This window comes from Chenggangzhangella methanolivorans (assembly GCF_019797865.1).
Classification (GTDB): Bacteria; Pseudomonadota; Alphaproteobacteria; order Rhizobiales; family Methylopilaceae; genus Methylopila; species Methylopila methanolivorans.
Genome location: NZ_CP081869.1, coordinates 5,468,260 through 5,483,537 on the forward strand (window position 1 = coordinate 5,468,260; position 15,278 = coordinate 5,483,537).

The 15,278-nt window shown below is 69.8% G+C and carries 16 protein-coding genes and 4 pseudogenes; 3 read left to right on the plus strand and 17 right to left on the minus strand.

All coding sequences use genetic code 11. The features are described 5' to 3' along the window. Window positions 1-169: 169 nt before the first annotated feature. From K6K41_RS30905 to K6K41_RS28815, 11 genes and pseudogenes are all read right to left on the minus strand, one after another. Window positions 170-583 (minus strand): annotated as a pseudogene (locus tag K6K41_RS30905) (acylneuraminate cytidylyltransferase family protein); the annotation flags it as partial. A gap of 61 nt (window positions 584-644) precedes the next feature. Next, window positions 645-1,520 carry an N-acetylneuraminate synthase family protein gene (locus K6K41_RS28770; RefSeq protein WP_261403359.1) on the minus strand — a complete coding sequence of 292 codons (876 nt, stop codon included), beginning with the start codon at window positions 1,518-1,520 and terminating at the stop codon, window positions 645-647. 185 nt (window positions 1,521-1,705) lie between these two features. Next, complete coding sequence (locus K6K41_RS28775) at window positions 1,706-1,984, minus strand: hypothetical protein (protein ID WP_261403360.1); 279 nt, start codon at window positions 1,982-1,984, stop codon at window positions 1,706-1,708. 54 nt (window positions 1,985-2,038) lie between these two features. Then, window positions 2,039-2,735, minus strand: a pseudogene (locus K6K41_RS28780) (DUF6716 putative glycosyltransferase); the annotation flags it as partial. Continuing rightward, window positions 2,716-3,018: a hypothetical protein gene (locus tag K6K41_RS28785; protein ID WP_261403362.1), complete on the minus strand. Its 303-nt coding sequence runs from the start codon at window positions 3,016-3,018 to the stop codon at window positions 2,716-2,718. The pseudogene K6K41_RS28780 and the gene K6K41_RS28785, both read right to left, overlap by 20 nt. Beyond that, window positions 3,015-3,536 (minus strand): hypothetical protein, encoded by a 522-nt coding sequence (locus K6K41_RS28790; protein WP_261403363.1) that lies wholly within the window; start codon window positions 3,534-3,536, stop codon window positions 3,015-3,017. The genes K6K41_RS28785 and K6K41_RS28790 overlap by 4 nt, the downstream gene beginning before the upstream one ends. Continuing rightward, entirely contained in the window at window positions 3,437-4,102 is a 666-nt protein-coding gene (locus K6K41_RS28795) for a hypothetical protein (RefSeq protein WP_261403364.1), read from the minus strand. Before K6K41_RS28795 ends, K6K41_RS28790 begins: the two co-directional genes overlap by 100 nt. 1 nt (window position 4,103) lies before the next feature. After that, window positions 4,104-4,646 (minus strand): glycosyltransferase, encoded by a 543-nt coding sequence (locus K6K41_RS28800; protein ID WP_315855253.1) that lies wholly within the window; start codon window positions 4,644-4,646, stop codon window positions 4,104-4,106. Continuing rightward, on the minus strand, window positions 4,528-5,541 hold the full coding sequence (locus tag K6K41_RS28805) for a glycosyltransferase family protein (protein ID WP_261403365.1): 1,014 nt from the start codon (window positions 5,539-5,541) through the stop codon (window positions 4,528-4,530). Before K6K41_RS28805 ends, K6K41_RS28800 begins: the two co-directional genes overlap by 119 nt. A 123-nt stretch (window positions 5,542-5,664) precedes the next feature. Then, window positions 5,665-7,386, minus strand: coding sequence for an adenine deaminase (gene ade / locus K6K41_RS28810; protein ID WP_261403366.1), 1,722 nt, complete (start codon window positions 7,384-7,386; stop codon window positions 5,665-5,667). Window positions 7,387-7,458: 72 nt separating this feature from the next. Continuing rightward, the gene (locus K6K41_RS28815; protein WP_261403367.1) at window positions 7,459-8,610 is read right to left on the minus strand and encodes an aminotransferase; all 1,152 of its coding nucleotides are present in this window, start codon (window positions 8,608-8,610) and stop codon (window positions 7,459-7,461) included. Between the two features lie 436 nt (window positions 8,611-9,046). On the opposite strand from K6K41_RS28815, the pseudogene K6K41_RS28820 reads away from it, so the two are divergent. Together K6K41_RS28820 and K6K41_RS28825 are read left to right on the plus strand one after the other, a co-directional pair. Beyond that, window positions 9,047-9,472, plus strand: a pseudogene (locus tag K6K41_RS28820) (ATP-binding cassette domain-containing protein); the annotation flags it as partial. A gap of 169 nt (window positions 9,473-9,641) precedes the next feature. Then, complete coding sequence (locus tag K6K41_RS28825; RefSeq protein WP_261403368.1) at window positions 9,642-10,121, plus strand: NIL domain-containing protein; 480 nt, start codon at window positions 9,642-9,644, stop codon at window positions 10,119-10,121. A gap of 25 nt (window positions 10,122-10,146) precedes the next feature. Here K6K41_RS28825 and K6K41_RS28830 read toward each other — a convergent pair whose 3' ends face one another. The 3 genes from K6K41_RS28830 to K6K41_RS28840 form a co-directional block, all read right to left on the minus strand. Further along, complete coding sequence (locus tag K6K41_RS28830; protein WP_261403369.1) at window positions 10,147-10,755, minus strand: helix-turn-helix domain-containing protein; 609 nt, start codon at window positions 10,753-10,755, stop codon at window positions 10,147-10,149. An 83-nt stretch (window positions 10,756-10,838) separates the two neighbouring features. Next, the gene (gene thiD / locus K6K41_RS28835; RefSeq protein WP_261403370.1) at window positions 10,839-11,651 is read right to left on the minus strand and encodes a bifunctional hydroxymethylpyrimidine kinase/phosphomethylpyrimidine kinase; all 813 of its coding nucleotides are present in this window, start codon (window positions 11,649-11,651) and stop codon (window positions 10,839-10,841) included. Between the two features lie 31 nt (window positions 11,652-11,682). Next, complete coding sequence (locus K6K41_RS28840) at window positions 11,683-12,627, minus strand: DMT family transporter (protein WP_261403371.1); 945 nt, start codon at window positions 12,625-12,627, stop codon at window positions 11,683-11,685. 132 nt (window positions 12,628-12,759) lie between these two features. Here K6K41_RS28840 and K6K41_RS28845 point away from each other — a divergent pair, with 132 nt between their 5' ends. Further along, on the plus strand, window positions 12,760-13,221 hold the full coding sequence (locus K6K41_RS28845) for an acyl-CoA thioesterase (protein WP_261403372.1): 462 nt from the start codon (window positions 12,760-12,762) through the stop codon (window positions 13,219-13,221). Window positions 13,222-13,254: 33 nt separating this feature from the next. Here the strand turns inward: K6K41_RS28845 and K6K41_RS28850 are convergent, their stop codons facing one another. The 3 genes and pseudogenes from K6K41_RS28850 to fdhD form a co-directional block, all read right to left on the minus strand. Further along, complete coding sequence (locus K6K41_RS28850; RefSeq protein WP_261403373.1) at window positions 13,255-13,986, minus strand: phosphatase PAP2 family protein; 732 nt, start codon at window positions 13,984-13,986, stop codon at window positions 13,255-13,257. An 81-nt stretch (window positions 13,987-14,067) separates the two neighbouring features. Then, the gene (locus K6K41_RS28855) at window positions 14,068-14,433 is read right to left on the minus strand and encodes a formate dehydrogenase subunit delta (protein ID WP_315855111.1); all 366 of its coding nucleotides are present in this window, start codon (window positions 14,431-14,433) and stop codon (window positions 14,068-14,070) included. Between the two features lie 3 nt (window positions 14,434-14,436). After that, a pseudogene (gene fdhD, locus K6K41_RS28860) lies at window positions 14,437-15,274 on the minus strand (formate dehydrogenase accessory sulfurtransferase FdhD). Window positions 15,275-15,278: the final 4 nt, after the last annotated feature.

Sequence of the window (15,278 nt, forward strand, 5' to 3'; positions counted from 1 at the left end):
CGCGTAGACCGCGCCGGTCTCGAGATATTGCGGCGGCAGATCCTGCCGGCGCTTGCGGGGCTTCGTGTGGTCGTGGTTGACGCCCGCCGCGAAGCCGTCGGCGTCGCCCCCACAGGAAGCCGTGATTGGGCGAGGCCGTAAACGAGCAGGCCGCGCCGTTCTTGCCGATCGCGTCGGCGCAGGCGTCGATCTCCGCCGCCGTGGTGAAGGGCGAGGTGCATTGCAGGAAGACGAGCACGTCGACCGGGTCGCCCTCGGCCTCGATCATGTCGAGGGCGTGGAGCAGCGCGCTTTCGGACGAGGCCTGGTCTCCCGAAATCTCGGCCGGGCGATCGACGACCTCCGCGCCAGCGGCGCGCGCGGCGGCCGCGATCTCAGGATCGTCGGTCGAGACGTAGACGGCGTCGACAAGGCGCGCGGCGCGGGCCGCCGCGACGGTCCTGGCGATGAGCGGCGCGCCGCCCAGCGGACGGACATTCTTGCGGGGCACGCCCTTGGAGCCGCCCCGGGCCGGAATCACCGCAACGCACCGCACCGATCTCAATCCCCGCAGACAGACACGAATGAGGGCGGCCTGTCGCACGGGCTGGGCCCGGCGGCAAGCCGCCCTCAGAAGCTTTTACGTCCCGGCTTCAGAAGCCGGATCAGCCGACGGCGCGAAGTTCAGGCTGCCACTTGAGCTTCTTGCGCTGGACCTCTTCGACGTCGAGCACGTCCTTGGACTTGAAGGTCAGCGCCTTCTCGACGTTGTGGAGGTCGCGCACCAGGCGGCGCATGCCGTCCGGCTCGAGCGAGGCGGCGTGGTCGGTGCCCTTCCAGGTGCGGTCGAGCGTGAAGTGCCGCTCCACCCACTCCGCGCCGAGCGCGAGCGCCGCGACGTCGGCCGCGATCCCGAGATGATGGCCCGAGAAGCCGATCTTCTTCACGCGCTCGCCGTACTTGCCCTTGAGGCGCTCGATCTCCTTGAGGCACAGGTCCTCGAAGGCGACCGGATAGCCGGAGGTGCAGGAATAGACCACGAGATCCTTGGCGCGGCCGCGCTCCTCGTAGAACTTGATCAGGCCGTCGATCTCGTCGCGGGTCGTCATGCCGGTCGAGACATGGATCTCGCCCGCATAGTTCTCCGCCAGGAAGCCCTGCAGCTCCCAGTTGAGGTTGGTGGCCGACGGGATCTTGATGTTGTCGGGCTTGAGCCCGGCGATCTCGCGGGCCGAGGTCATGTCCCACACCGAGGTCGTGTAGCCGATGCCCTGCGCCTCGCAGAACTCCTTGAGCTCGGCGTGCTGGTCGACCGTGAACTCGAGCGCTTCGCGATGGGCGCCGTAGGTGTCGCCGTAGGAGTTCGCCGGCACCGGGTGCGGGGCGTTGTACTGCGCCGCCGGCAGCAGCTCCTTGTTGTTGCGCTTCTGGAACTTGGCGTAGTCCGCCTTGCAGACATGGGCCGCGACGGAGATCAGCTCCTTCGCGATGTCCATCTTGCCCATGTGGTTGCAGCCGATCTCCGCGATCACCTTGACCATGAGGGGTCTCCAAGCCTGTCTTGTCGTAGCGGTCCGCGCGTTCGGCGGCCTGCGCTGATTGGCGGTCGGGGCCTTGCGCCACGACCTCAGCAAGCCCGGCCGGACGCCGAACCCACTCGTTCATGTTCGCGATAAACTAGAGGATCCCAAGACGGAATGCACCATCTCGCCGCGCTGTTCCGCGCTCACCGCGACGGCGGCCCTCGCCGTGCGTTGCGGAGCCGCGCGGCGACGGCCGACACGAAGCCGAGCCCCCGCCTCGGCTTCTCCATGAGATGCGGCGCATGGACCGCCACGGGTCCGCCGACGCCGAGCGCGTAGCCGAGCCAGGCGGCCGAGCCGTAGGCGGGCGCAAGCGGCCTCAAGGGAAGCGCCGAGCCGCGCGCGTCCTGCGCGCGAAGCAGCACGTCGCACTGGCCGAGCAGCGGTTCAGGGTCGGCGGCCGCGCCGGAACGCCCCTCCACCCATTCGGGCCGCGCCGAATCGGGCATGTCCGGCGAGAGGTCGGCGAGCGCCGCGAAGCAGCCCGAGCCCACGAAATACGAGGTGCCGAGCGCTTCGGAAACGCCGAAGTCCGAAACGATTCGGGTCGGGATTCCGCGCGACATCGCCTCCACGGCGACGGTCGACGACACCGTGACGGCGAGCGCCGCCCGGTCGAGCAGCTTCGGCGCGGGCTCGTGGGTGAAGGTTCTCGGGCCGCCCTCCCCGCGCCAACAGCTCTCGGGATAAGTCGTCGAGATGGAACCGCGTCGGGTGGTGCGCGGTCTCGTTGCGGGCGTGGCGCAGCTTGATCAGCACGTCGGTCCCGGGAGACCGGCGCGCGAGATCGATCATGCCGGCGAGCAGGTGCATGCGCTGCATGCGCCGGGCGGGAATGACCGGCTGCTCGAAAAAGACGACGCAGGGGCGCCCGTCCGAGTTCGGCTGGCGCGGCCGGCGGTCGAGCCCGAGCAGGCCCGTGACGATCGCGTTCGAGGAATCGACGCCGATCTCGTCGGCCGCCGCGACGAAGGCGGCGCGCTCGTTCTCGGCGTTGAAGCACAGCACGTCCGCGGGCGCGCGACTCATGAAGCCCTGCAGCAGCTCGGTGAGCGCCACGCCGGGCGAGGCCACCACGACGATCGGCCGAGCGACCTCGCGCGACAGGTCCGCCGCCGCGCAGGACAGGAACAGCTCGCGCGCCCTGCCCCCGTCAATGACCGCGATCACCACATGGGCGTCTCGAAACAGCCGCGAGGCGACGAGGGCTTCGGGCGGTCAGCACCGGAACGGTCTCGTGCACCCGCCGGCGCGGAGCTGGCGGGCGGAAAGCTGCTCGGTCTTCTCCGAAGCCGACAAAGCGGCGAAGCGCACGCTCGCGCCTTCGGCCTCGAACAGGCGCGCGATGACGCCGGCGGGTCCGGACGAAGCTGTCGAAGGTGCCGAGCGCGAGCACCCGCCTGCCCGCGAACCGCTTTTTCGCCTCCGGATCGGGGGTCCCGGTCTCGTCGGTCATGCGGTCGCGTCCGGATGGATCACGCGGAGCCTCGGGTTGAAGGCGTCGTGGGCGGCGACGACCGCTCGGATGTGGTCGGCGCGCTTTCGAAGATAGCCCGGCGGGAGCGCGATCCGGGCGATGTCGAGCGAAGGGTCGAGCGCCGCGAGCGTGTCTGCGACCGAGGAGGCGAACACCAGAACCGTCGCGGGCCGTTCCAGCGCTTCGACATAATCGAGCTCGGCCGGCGCCGTCGAGGGGTCGAGCGCCATGCCCGCGGCTTCGGCGAGCTCGGCGGCCTTGGCGAGGCCTTCGCCGCGATGGCGGCGATAGACGATCGGATCGCGGCCTTCCGCGCGGAGCCGTTCGACCGCCGCGAGCGCGAGCCTGCGATAATCCTGCGCCGCGCAGATTCCGGCCTCGACATGGTCCGCGCCGATCAGCCAGGCGGCGTTCCCCCGCGCAACGGAGCCGGCTCGACCCCAGACGGCGTAGCGGTTCGCCGCCGCCTCGTCCGCCGCCCCCATCCTTGCCCGCACGAGGCTCTCGTAGATGGTGAAATAGGTGACCCGGGAGGGCTCGGCAGCGCGGCGTCGCCGAACAGGCGGCGGGCGAGACCGGTGCGGAACCAGGCGAGATCGAACTGCTTGGGCTCGGGCGCCGAGGCCGGATCGGCCCGGAAGGCGGCCGCCTGCGGCGTCACGGAGCCATCGTCGAGCAGGGTCAGGTCCGCCCCGGAAAGCCGGGCGGCCAGAAGGCGTTGCGAGACGTTGCGGTAGTCCCCGATCGCGATCCGGGCGTAGCGGGTTTCGGCGAGCCGGGCCGCGAGCCGTTCGAGCCCGGCGCGATGGCCGGCGTCGAGCAGGTCCTTGACGAGGCGCGGGACGATGCGGGCCGGACGGGGCCGGCGGCCATGGCGATAGACGGTCCGCCAGGGGGCGTGGCGGCGCATCAGCGCGTCGATCTTCCCGCAGCCGCCATGCCGGTCCCCGATCAGGACGAGGTCGCAGGGGCCGCCGCCTAGACTCGCACGCCATTCGACCGCGTTCATGTATTGCAGCGGCGAGGAGGCCGCCACGAGATCCGCCGCCTGATCCGCCGCCATGCTAACGGCCGCCCGCCGAGGCGCGGCGCAGGCCCGCCGACGGCTCTCCGGCGTTGAGGATCTCGTCCCAGACCGTCGCGAGCGTCTGGGCGAGCCGCGCCGGCGCATAGGCTTCGACCACCCGCTCCCGGCCCGCCGCCCCCATCCGCGCCCGCGCCTCGCCGTCCGCCGCAAGCCCCGCCAGCGCCGCCACGAAAGCTGCGCGGTCGCCGCGGGCGACGAGCCGGCCGGTGACGCCGTCGACGATCGTCTCCGTCAGTCCTCCGGAAGCGTAGGCGACCACCGGGCGCCCCGCCGCGGCGGCCTCGAGCGGCACGCGCCCGAACGGCTCGGACCAGAGCGTCGGAAGCGCCACCACGTCGCAATCCCGGTAGAGCGCCATGAGGGCGTCGTGGGCGACGTGGCCATGCAGGCGGATCCGTCCCTCAGCGCCCAGGCGCCGGATCGCCGCTTCGAGTTCGCGCCGGGGACGCGCCCTGCCCGGCGATGTCGATGCGAGCGTTCGGAACGCGCTTGAGAATCTCGGGCCAGGCCTCGACCAGATGGGCCTGCCCCTTGTTGTTCGTCAGCGACCCCACGACAAGGATCGAGAACGCGTCATGGTCCGGCGTCGGCCACGGCTCCTCGAGCTCGACCGGCTCGAGCGGGACGCGCCTCAGACGTTCGGGCTCCGCCACCGCCTCCAGCGTCGAGGCGAGATGGGCGCTCGTCGCGATCACGACGCCCGCCCGTCGAAGGCAGGTCTGGCGGTAGGCGAGCGCGGCGCGGGCGCAGATCGCTTCCAGCCGCCCCCTCAGGCTCAGGCGTCCGGGCTCCAGCGGCGCGAGCGTCTGGTCGAACTTGAAGCTCGTGAACCGATGGTCGCGCACCAGCGCGACGAGCGGCTCGGGCCTGTCCTTCAACACGTCGGCCGCCATCATGATGGAGCGCGCGTTGTCGGCGTGGACGAGGCTCGGCTGAAGGCGATCGAGGATCTCGCGGATGTCCGCCTGGGCGCGCCCCTCGGGCACCGTGGCGTGCGCCATCCGCACCCCTCCGGGCGGAGGACCAGCGAGTTGGAGGGCGACGGCCGGCGCGTGGGTGCGCGGATCGCGGCAGGCGCCGACGAGCGTCTCCCGCGCAAACGCCAGCCACTTCAGCCCATAGGGCAGACGCTTAAGCCGCTCGACCTCGTCCTGAGACAGGCGATGGAGCGGCCAGGCCGCGTTCGCCGGAAGCGCCAAGACCTCGACGCCGTCGAGGTTTCGCCGCGTCGGCTGGGCGAGCGACTTGTCGAAGGTCACGACGAGAACGCGGTCCCGGAGCGGGGCCTCGCGCAACAGAAGGTGAAGACTCAGCTCGGCGCCGCCGGCTGTGTCCGGGGGGTAGCGGTCCGACAGGACGACGACGGGGCGCGGGCCGACGCCGGCCACGATCCGTCCCAGTTCGCCTGCGCTCATCGCCCGACCTGCCGAAACCCCGCGGCCGCCGTCCTCGCCCCTGATACCGAACGCCGCACCGCCCCTTTAGCACGCCGGCCGACGCCCGGCGCAAGTGTCTGACTCAACTTATGCGGGGATGTCTCAGACCGGCTCCAGCTCGAACCGGTCGACGTCCACCATGCCAAAGTCGGTGATCTTGAGATGGGGGATCACGGCGAGCGGAAGGAACGCGACCTGAAGGAACGGTTCGGCCAAAGGGCAGCCCAGCGCCTTCGCGGCGGCCCTCAGCTTGAGGAGACTCTCGCGCACCGCCTCGTGCGGCTCGAGGCTCATGAGGCCGGCGAGCGGCAAGGCGAGCTCGGCCTTCACGGCCCCGCCCGCCGTCACCACGAAGCCGCCGCCGAGTTCGATCACCCGGTTCGCCGCCGCGGCCATCTCGGAAGCGTCCGTCCCTACGACGCAGATGTTGTGGCTGTCGTGCCCGACCGACGAGGCGATCGCGCCCTCGCGAAGGCCGAACCCCTTCACGAAACCGCGGCCGATGTTGCGGTTCACGCCATGGCGCGCGACGACCGCCACGCCGAGCGCGTCCTGTGAAAGATCGGGCGCGACGCCGCCGCCGGAGGCCTGCAGCTCGATCTCCAGGCGCTCCGTCACGATCTTGCCCGGCACGACCCCGATCACCGCGCGCGGGCCGGCCTCGCCCTTCACCGCGAGGTCAGCGGCCTCGACCGGCTCCGCCTTCATGCTTTCGAGGCCGACGGGCTGAGGAACCTGGCGGCCCTCGAAGGTCTGCGGTCCGACGATCTTGCCGCCCGCGATCACCGTCTTAATCCGGCAGGTCTCGAAATCCGACAACAGCACGAGGTCGGCGCGCCTGCCCGGCGCGACGACGCCGCGATCGCGCAGGCCGAACACGTTCGCGGCCGACCAGCTCGCGACGCGATAGACATGCGCGGGGTCGACGCCCTGCGCGATGGTCCAGCGGATCATGTGGTCGATGTGGCCCTCTTCCGCGATTTCGACCGGATTGCGGTCGTCGGTGCAGAAACCGAGAAAGGCCGAGGTCTCGGGGGTGATGAGCGGCCAGAGCGCATGGAGATCCTTGGCGATGGAGCTCTCGCGGATCAGCACGCTCATGCCCTTGCGGAGCTTCTCGAACGCCTCCTCGTAGTTGTTGGCCTCGTGGTCGGTGCGGATGCCCGCCGAGAGATAGCCGTTGAGGTCCTTTCCGCGGACAAGCGGGGCGTGGCCGTCGATGTGGCCGGACTGGAAGGCGGCGAGCTTGGCCAGGCACCCTGGATCACGGGCCAGCACGCCGGGGAAATTCATGAACTCCGCGAGACCGATGACCTTCGGATGGCCACGATAGGGCTCGAGATCCTCGACCTCGAGCCGCGCGCCGGACGTCTCCAGCGGAGAGGCCGGAACGCAGGACGACAGGTTCACGCGGATGTCCATCACCGCCGTCTCGGCGCAGGCGAGCGCGTAGTCGATGCCGTGCGTCCCGAGGACGTTGACGATCTCGTGCGGATCCCAGATCGCGGTCGTGACGCCGTGGGGCAGCACGCAGCGCTCGAACTCGGGCGGGGCGAGCAGCGAGGATTCGATGTGGAGATGGGCGTCGATGAAGCCGGGCACGACCGTCAGCCCGCGCCCGTCGATCGTCTCGACGCCCTCATAGGCCTCGAAGACCCCGACGATGGTGTCGCCGCAGATCGCGACGTCGCCTTCGAAGAATTTCGTGGTCACGATGTCGAGGACGCGCGCGCCCTTGATGACGAGATCCGCGAGTTCGAGCCCCCGTCCCTGCTCGATCCGGCGGGCGATGACGGCCTCGGCTCCTGCGGGCGTCTGCGTCATGGTCGTCTCCGGGCTCGCTCTGGTGGAGGGATCATCGGGCGGAGACGGCCCCGTCTCAAGCCGCCCGCCGCTTCAAGGGCGAAAGGCCGCGATCCTCGCCACTGCCTCGTCGAGCGTCGCGTCGTCCTTGGCGAAGCAGAAGCGCGCGACCGTCCTCACGGCGTTTTCCGCATAGAAGGCCGACACCGGGATCGACGCGACGCGCGCCTCGCGCACCAGGCGTTCGCAGAACGCGACGTCGTCGGCGACGCCGATCGAGGAGAGGTCGACGTTGAGGAAATAGGTGCCGGCGCTTTCGAGCGGCGCGAGGCCGACCCTGGCGAGGCCGGCCGCGAAACGGTCGCGCTTCGCCTGCAGCCCTGCTCGCATCCCTTCGAACCAGGCCCGCTCCTTCCCAAGTCCGTAGGCGACCGCGCTCTGAAGGTTCGGTGGCGTCGTGAAGGTCAGGAACTGGTGAGCCTTGGCCAGCACCTTCAGAATGTCGGGTCGCGCGCAGAGAAAACCGACCTTCCAGCCCGTCATGCCGAACATCTTTCCGGCCGAGCCGATCTTCACGGTCCGGTCGGCGAGCCCCTCGACGGCCATCGCCGACACATGTGCGCGGCCGTCGAACACCACGTGCTCCCAGACCTCGTCGGCGATCACGAGCGCGTTCGAATCCTGAATCGCCCGCGCCACGGTCTCCAGATCTTCGCGCGAATAGACCGCGCCGCTGGGATTGAGCGGGTTGTTGAGCAGCACCGCCTTGGTCTTCGGCCCCACGACGGCGCGCAGCGCGTCCTCGTCGATCCGCCAGTCGGGGGGAGCCAGGCTCACGAAACGGGGGACCGCGCCGGCGCGACACACCAGCGGCAGATAGGCGTCGTAGAGCGGCTGGAGCAGAACCACCTCGTCGCCAGGCTCCACGAGGCCGAACAAAGCGCAGGCGATCGCCTCGGTCGCGCCGGACGTCACCATGACCTCGGCGTCCGGATCGAGCTCGAGGCCCTGCCAGCGCCCGTAATGCGCAGCGACCGCTCGGCGCAGCTCCGGAAGACCCATCATCGGGGGATATTGATTCGATCCGCTGACGACGGCCTCGGCCGCTTTTCGGCGCACGTCTTCGGGGCCCGGATCGTCGGGAAAGCCCTGTCCGAGGTTCACCGCGCCGCATTCACGCGCGAGTTGCGACATGCGCTCGAACACCGTCACGGGCAGCGCGGAATAGACGGAATTGAGGATCATGAACCCGAACTGTTCGAATTAAAGAACGATTTGGTCGGTTTTCGCGGCGGCGAGACGCATTGTTGCAAACGCGAGCTTCGGCGCGATCCTTTCGTTATCTGGCTTCATTTTAGACTGTTTCATCACTCTCAGTGGACAGCGCCATTCAGCAAGGTGGGCGTCTCGCGGCTTGACACGTTCGCTAATCCGAACGAGACTCACCTTGCGCCGAGACGCTGGCTTCACGCCCGCGCGGACCCCGGCGCCACCAGAGATTGGATCGCCCCGGACATGTCGATCAGCGGTCGTCCGGCCGCAGCCGCCAGGAGCAGCGTAATGACGATGGTATCGAAACGCACCGGCTGTTGAAGCCCCGCCTCTGGGCGCGGCGCAAGCCGGCCCGCGTCTCGTAGTCCTCGTCCCCTCGCCGTCAGGCCTGATTTCCCGGAGGCCGCTCATGAACGCTCCCCTGAGACTGTCCCCAGCTCCCGCGGCCGCCGAAGTCGCGCCGCTCGTTCGCTTTTCCGACGTCCGTAAGACCTATGAGCCGCGCCGGCGCGACGCGCGTCGCGCTCGACGGCGTGAGCTTCGACCTCGCCGAGGAGAGATCCTCGCCATCATCGGCCCGTCGGGATCCGGCAAGTCGACCGTGGCGCAACTCGCGGCGGGCCTCGAGGCTCCCTGCGGCGGGACCGTGGCGTTCGGCGGGGCGGATTACGAGGCGGCCGGCGCGCGAGTGCGCCGCGGCGTCGCCGTGCTCGGCGCAGATCCCGATCTCCCGGACGACCGGACGGTGCGACAGATCCTGAGCGAGCGCCACGAGGCGTCCTGCGCGGCGGGACAACCGACCGCCGCCGCCGTCGACCGGCTGATCGACCTGCTCGATCTCTCCGACGACGCCGACCGGGACGCCGAAGAGCTGTCCGACGGCGGCCGGCGCCGCAGCTCTCGGCCGCGCCCTCGCCTGCTCGCCGCGGCTCCTGATCCTCGACGAGGCGACATCGGCGCTCGATCCGGCGATCGTCGAGACGTTCCTCGCCACGCTGTCGCGGGTGAACGCGGAGACGCGCATCTCGATCATCGTGATCTCCCACGACATGGGACCCGTCACCACGCTCGCGCCGCGCGTGATCGTGCTCGACGACGGACGGATCGTCGAGGAGGGCCCGACCGCCCGCGTCTTCGCGCGGCCGGAGCATCCGGTCAGCCGGCGCTTCGCGGCCGCCGCCACCGGCGCGACGCTTCCGCCCTTCATCGCCGGACGCCTGATCGAAGCGCCGAGACCCAACGGCCGGGCGCTGATCCGCCTCGCCTTCGAGGGCGAAGCCGCGACGCGGCCGGTTCTGACTTCTGTCGCCCGCGATCTCGGCTTCGACTTCGGCATCGTTGCCGGCTCGCTCGGCGCCGCCGGCGGCGCGCCCTATGGCGTGCTGATCATCGCGGCGCCCTCGGACGAGCCGTACTTCACGGCCTCGGTCGAGCGGCTGGAGGACGCCGGGGTCGGCGTCGAGGTTCTGGGGTTCATGGGATGAGGTTCGGGCTTTCGCGCGCCGACCCTCACTCCATCACCGCAGCCTTCATGATGCACACCATGGTGGCGTGAAGCGGTTCGCGCCCGACCGCGCGGATGACGTGCGGCCGGTCGCAGCGGTAGCGCAGGGTCTCACCCGCCCGCGCAGCCTCGACATGGCCGGCGATCTCGACTTCGGCCTCTCCCGACAGCACCGACAGGCACTCGAGCGAACCGCGCTGGTGCGCGTCAGATTCGAGCGCGCCGCCGGCTTCGGCCTTCAAATCGTACCACTGCAGCCATTCGACGGTGCGGATCCAGCCGATGATGGCGAGCCGGACCTTGCCGTCGTCGGAAACGAGCATCGGGGTCTCGGCGCGGCCGAGCTTCTCGACGAAAGGCTCGTCTTCGGCCGAGGCGAGCACGCGCTCGATCGAAACGTCGAGCGCCTGGCTCAGCCGCCAGATGGTGGCGAGCGTCGGATTGGTCTCGTTGCGCTCGATCTGGCTGATGATCGATTTGGCGACGCCCGACTGTTCGGCGAGCTCCGACAGCGAGAGGTTGTAGGCCTTGCGCAGCCTTTGAACCGTCTTGCCGAGCTGGCCGGAGACAATCTGCGCGCCGGTCTCGAGCTCGCTCCGGGGACGCCAGGCCATCACAGGATCTCGTTTGAAGAGCCGAACGAGCGTCCGGCAGGACGGACGACGCTAGCCGCCTGCGGCCTGGCGCACAAGGCGGCTCAGAGGTCCGCGTCCCACCATCCGTGGAAGTGGTGCACCGGCCCGTGGCCTCGGCCGATCGTGAGGCGGTCGGCGGCGGCGATCGCAGCCGCCACATAGGCTTTTGCGGTCGACACCGCGTCGACGAGCCCGCGTCCCTTGGCGAGCTCGGCGGCGATCGCCGAGGACAGGGTGCAGCCGGTTCCATGGGTGTTGCGCGTCGCGATTCTCGGTGCGGCGAAGCGGCTCGCCGCGCCGTCCTCGCCGACGAGCACGTCGGCGGCTTCCGCTCCCTCGCCGTGACCGCCCTTAACGAGCGCGGCCCGCGCGCCGAGCCGGCGCAGCGCCCTCGCCTGCTCGGCCATGTCGACCTCGTCGCGCGCGATCTCGGCGCCCAGCAGCTCCGCGGCTTCAGGCAGGTTGGGCGTGACCACGAGCGCGAGCGGCACCAGCCGGTCGCGCACCGCCGCGATCGCGTCCGGGGCGAGCAGGCGCGCGCCGGACGACGCCACCATCACCGGATCGAGCACGATGCGCTCGACCTTGTGGCGGATGAGCGCGTCGGCGATCGCCTCGATGGTCTCGACGCGCGACACCATGCCGATCTTCACGGCGCGGACGTCGAGATCGTCCATCACCGCGTCAATCTCGGCGGCGATGAACTCAGGCGGCGCATCGTGGATCGCGGTGACGCCGAGCGTGTTCTGGGCGGTGAGCGCGACGATCGCCGAAGCGCCATAGACGCCGAGCGCGGAGAAGGTCTTGAGGTCCGCCTGGATTCCGGCGCCGCCGGAGGAATCGGAGCCTGCGATGGTGAGGGCGATCGGCGTCATCGACCTGAGATAGCGGGCCTTCGCCTCCACGTCACGCGGCGGGCGGCGGCGGCGTCGCCTTGCGCACCCGCGCGCGCTTGATGCCGAGCTGACGCTCGCGCAGCGCGACCGCGACGCCCGACGCCACGACGATCGCTCCGCCGATCGCCGTCCAGCCCGACGGCAGGTCGCCGAAGGCGAGGTAACCGATCGCGAGCGCCCAGAGGATCGTGGAATATTCGAACGGCGCGATCAGGGATGCGTCGGCGCGGCGGTAGCTCTCGGTCAGCAGGATCTGCGCGACCCCGCCGACGCAGCCGATCGCGACAAGCGTCAGCCCGGTGGCGACGTCGGGCCATTCCCAGCCGAGGATCGGCGCGCTGGCGAGACCCGCGACCGCGGACCACACCGAGAAATAGAACACGATGGTCCCGGTTCCCTCCGACTCGGTCAGGCGGCGGATCTGGATCATGGCCGCGGCGGTCAGAACCGTCGCGCCGAGCGCGAAAGCCACGCCGAGCGCCGTCTCGTCGGCCTGCGGACCGTCGTGGAGCACCTTCGCGAGCGCCCCCGTCGAGAGCTGCGGCCATAGCATCACCACGACGCCGCAAAGCCCGACCGCGACCGCGGTCCAGCGCATCGCATGGATCTTCTCGCGCAAAAGCACCGCGGCGAAGATCACCACGAAAATCGGGGAGGCGTAGCCGAGCGCGGTCGCGTCGGGCAGCGGCAGACGCGCAAGGCCCGCGAACATGAGGAACATGGACGACACGCCGATCATCCCGCGCAGCATGTGGCCGACATGGCGGTCGGTGACGAGCGCGCGACGGGCGACGCCGCGCCACCGGAGCCAGATCATGATCGGGATCAACGCGAAGAACGAGCGCGCGAACACGATCTCGCCGAGCGGCACGTCCAGCCCGACGCTTCGGATCAGGGCGGCCATGACGGTGAAGAGGAACGCGGATGCGAGCTTGAAGAGAATGCCGAGGGTCATGACAGGCGTAGGGAAGAGCGCAGGAACCGGCGCGGCCCGGGCGGCGCGCAGCGCGTGCGCTGTCTAACATGCCAGCAGAATTCCGCTATGACCCTGTTAGCGCGCCGCACCCATCCGAGCGTCGGAGTTTCGATGTCGCGACCAGTCCCCCTGCCCCGCGGCGCCTATCGGTTCGCTCATCGGATCACGACCCGCTGGGCCGACAATGACGTCTACGGGCACGTCAACAACGCGCTCTATTATTCGTTCTTCGACACCACCATCACGTCGTTCCTGATCGCCGCCAGGGTGATGGCCGACGCCGAGCGCGATCCGATGTTCTTCGTCGTCGCAAGCGATTGCGCCTATTTCCGCGGCTTCTCGTTTCCCGAAACGATCGAGAGCGGGCTCGCGGTCGCCGAGATCGGGGCCAAGTCGGTCACGTGGCGCATCGGCCTCTTCGGCGAGGGCGAGGACGCGCCGCGCGCGCAAGGGCGGTTCGTGCACGCGTGCGTCGATCGCGACACCCGTCGCCCTTGCGAATGGCCGGCAGCTTGGCGCGAGACGTTCGAAACGATTCTGGCGGCCCCAGGCGTCATCTCGACCGAGGCGTAGTCGAAGGCTGAGACGCCGCTCTTCAGCTTGCGCCTAGGCCGGCTGTTCCGTCTCGTTGTCGCGCGGCCTGAGCCAGCGGGCGACCAGCCAGCAGAGCAGCGCCCATGCGGCGCCGAGCGTCCAGCCGGCCAGCACGTCGGTCGGGTAATGGACGCCCAGAAACACCCGCGTGACGCCGATCAGAAGCGTCAGGAAGCCAGCGACCGCAAAGATGTAGCCGCGGACAGCGCGCCGCCGTTCGGTGCGCGCAAGCAGGGCCCCGAGCGTGAGATAGACGACAGCAGACGCCATCGCGTGTCCGCTCGGAAAGCTCAGCGACTGCACGGCCACCAGGTGGTCGACGACTTCCGGACGTGGGCGCGCGAAGCCGATCTTGAGCACGCTGGTGAGAATGGCGCCGCCCGAAATCGACAGCGCGACGAGCGCCGCGTTGCCGAAGCGGCGCGCCACCAGAAGGTAGATCACCACGAGCGCGGTGATGAGCGTGAGCGTCGGCACGCCGCCGAGGCCCGTGAGATCCACCATGGCGGTCTCGAGCCAGGCCGGGCCTATTGGGCGCTTCAGGTCTGCGGGATCGCGCAGCGCGAGCAGGATGCGCTCGTCGAAGGCGCGCGTCTCGCCCTCGACCATTTCGTCGGCGATGCGCACGAAGCAGAAGGCGAGCGCCGCGCAGCTCATGAAACCGACGAGCGGGGCGAATTCCGGCAGCCGCCAGGACGGCGTCCATCGCAAAATCGAGAACAGCGGCTTGTGATCGACGCTCACGCGCCCTCCCCGGGGAATGGATCTCGCCACGGGAAGATAGGCGGCTCTTGGCGATGGACGAGACTTAAGCGCCGGCCGAACTCAGCCGAGCCCCTGCTTCGTGACTTCCGGCGGCGCCTCGCCTGCGCGCTGCTGGCCGGTGTCGATCTTGCCGGCCTCGCCGCGCGTCTTGATCTGGCCGGCTTCCGCGAGCTTCAGCTGGGTCAGCGCCTCGAGCACGTTGGCGTCGAGGCCAGCGCCGCCGCCCTCGTCGATGTGACGGAAGATCTCGGCGCGCATGCGCGGATCCCAGAAATGCTGGATGTGGTCCAAAATGCCGGGGATGCGCAGTCCCTCCGGCTGGCTGTTGAAGAACCAGCCGATCTGGTTGCCCATGTAGATCAGGCGGTCGAGCGTCGACTTGTGATGCTCTTCGCCTTCATGTGCGAGTTCTGCTTCCCGGCTCATGGTTCAGGCGGCTCCCGTGCGGGCGTCTTGCGCGCCCTCGATGATGCGATGCGGATGGGTGAAGACTTCAAAGCCGTCGCCGCGCGCGATGGCCGCGAGCGTGATCCCGGCCTCGGCGGCGAGGCGCACGCCGAGCGCGGTCGGGGCGGAAACGGCGACCACGAGGCCGGTCCCGATGACCGCGGCCTTCTGGATCATCTCAACCGAGACGCGGCTCGTCAGCACGACGAAGCCCGTCGAGGCGTCTTCGCCGGTTCGGGCGAGATGGCCCGCGAGCTTGTCGAGCGCGTTGTGGCGGCCGACGTCCTCGGACCGCAAGAAGCCCATGCCCCGGCCGGAAGAAGCCCGCGCCGTGGACCGCGCGGGTCTCGAAATTAAGCGCCTGCGCCCGCGACAGCGCTTCGAGCGCCTCGTGGACATCGGCGGAAGTGACGATCGTGTCGGCAGAAACCAGCCGCGCGGGCTTCACCGCCTCGGCGAGACTGTCGACGCCGCAGAGCCCGCAACCGGTCGGCCCGGCGATGGCGCGGCGGCGCGCGCCGAGTTGGCGCGCCGGGTCCTTCGCGAGCCACATCCGCGCCTCCAGGCCGAGCTCGTGCGGCACGATCTCGAGGCTTTCGATCTCGCCGACGCTCCGGACGATGCCTTCGGTCAGGCTGAAGCCGACGGCGAAATCCTCGACGTCGGTCGGGCTCGCCATCATCACGGCCTGCGTGGAGCCGTCATAGACGATCGCGACCGGCGTCTCCTCGGGCGTCGCCCGCTCGGAGGCGTCGCGCAACGTCCCCGCGCGCCAGACGGCGCGGGTGAGACGGGCGACGGGGGACGGGAGATCGGTCATGGAT

What these genes read in the sequence shown, in the direction of transcription:
- K6K41_RS28770 (WP_261403359.1), bottom strand. Translation starts at nt 1,520, where the DNA reads ATGGTCAAGGTGATCGCGGAGATCGGCTGCAACCACATGGGCAAGATG.
- K6K41_RS28785 (WP_261403362.1), bottom strand. Translation starts at nt 3,018, where the DNA reads ATGACCGACGAGACCGGGACCCCCGATCCGGAGGCGAAAAAGCGGTTC.
- K6K41_RS28795 (WP_261403364.1), bottom strand. Translation starts at nt 4,102, where the DNA reads ATGGCGGCGGATCAGGCGGCGGATCTCGTGGCGGCCTCCTCGCCGCTG.
- K6K41_RS28805 (WP_261403365.1), bottom strand. Translation starts at nt 5,541, where the DNA reads ATGAGCGCAGGCGAACTGGGACGGATCGTGGCCGGCGTCGGCCCGCGC.
- ade (WP_261403366.1), bottom strand. Translation starts at nt 7,386, where the DNA reads ATGACGCAGACGCCCGCAGGAGCCGAGGCCGTCATCGCCCGCCGGATC.
- K6K41_RS28815 (WP_261403367.1), bottom strand. Translation starts at nt 8,610, where the DNA reads ATGATCCTCAATTCCGTCTATTCCGCGCTGCCCGTGACGGTGTTCGAG.
- K6K41_RS28830 (WP_261403369.1), bottom strand. Translation starts at nt 10,755, where the DNA reads ATGGCCTGGCGTCCCCGGAGCGAGCTCGAGACCGGCGCGCAGATTGTC.
- thiD (WP_261403370.1), bottom strand. Translation starts at nt 11,651, where the DNA reads ATGACGCCGATCGCCCTCACCATCGCAGGCTCCGATTCCTCCGGCGGC.
- K6K41_RS28840 (WP_261403371.1), bottom strand. Translation starts at nt 12,627, where the DNA reads ATGACCCTCGGCATTCTCTTCAAGCTCGCATCCGCGTTCCTCTTCACC.
- K6K41_RS28845 (WP_261403372.1), top strand. Translation starts at nt 12,760, where the DNA reads ATGTCGCGACCAGTCCCCCTGCCCCGCGGCGCCTATCGGTTCGCTCAT.
- K6K41_RS28855 (WP_315855111.1), bottom strand. Translation starts at nt 14,433, where the DNA reads ATGAGCCGGGAAGCAGAACTCGCACATGAAGGCGAAGAGCATCACAAG.